Origin of the sequence: Kosakonia sp. H7A, assembly GCF_003028445.1 — a bacterium.
GTDB classification, from domain to species: domain Bacteria; phylum Pseudomonadota; class Gammaproteobacteria; order Enterobacterales; family Enterobacteriaceae; genus Kosakonia; species Kosakonia radicincitans.
The window spans coordinates 1-772 of sequence record NZ_PYTZ01000033.1 but is presented as its reverse complement, the minus strand read 5'-3'; the positions used below and the strand labels follow the sequence as shown (position 1 = coordinate 772).

Here is a 772-nt window from a genome sequence, read left to right as displayed (position 1 = left end):
AGGACACCCTGACGCGCGAGATCCCCATCATCATGCTGACCGCGCGCGGCGAGGAAAACGACCGTGTCGGCGGCCTGGAAGCCGGCGTGGACGACTACGTGGTCAAGCCGTTCTCGGCCCGTGAACTGCTGGCACGCATCCGCGCGGTGATGCGCCGCGCCCGCGACGACGACGAGGATGGCAGCGTGTCGGTGGGCGAGCTGCGCATCGACGGCGCCGCGCACCGGGTGTTCGCCGGTGATTCGCCGGTGCCGATCGGCCCGACCGAGTACCGCCTGCTGCACTTCTTCATGACCCACCCCGAACGCGTCTACAGCCGCACCCAGCTGCTGGACCATGTCTGGGGCGGCAGCGTCTATGTCGAGGAGCGCACCATCGACGTGCACATCCGTCGCCTGCGCAAGACGCTGGAACCGTTCGGCATGGAAAACATGGTGCAGACCGTGCGCGGATCGGGTTACCGGTTCTCGGCAGCGACCTGACGGCACCCGCTGCACGCCGCCGGTCATCGCCTCCATGCCCCAACACATCCGTTCCGCCTGGATCCGCACACTTGGCGCCCTCGCGCTGTGGCTGCTCGCCGCGCTGGTCGTCGGCGTGCTCCTCGGCCACGCCTGGATGGCGCTGGCCCTCGCCGCGCTCGCCGCACTGGGGTGGTCGTACTGGCGCCTGCGCCGCGTGCTGCGCCGGCTCACCGCCCGCCAACGCTGGGAACCGGAGCCTGCACAGGGCGCCTGGAACGAGCTCGACCGCCTGCTCTACCGCAGCCAGG

The 772-nt window shown here is 70.2% G+C and carries 2 protein-coding genes; both read left to right on the top strand.

Going from position 1 to position 772, the window contains the following annotated elements:
• Positions 1-482 (top strand): winged helix-turn-helix domain-containing protein (locus CWM66_RS27930; protein WP_107147743.1); only part of this gene is annotated, 482 nt, incomplete at its 5' end.
• 34 nt (positions 483-516) lie between these two features.
• On the top strand, positions 517-772 hold a 256-nt coding region (locus tag CWM66_RS27925; RefSeq protein ID WP_146159951.1), incomplete at its 3' end, for a phosphate regulon sensor protein PhoR.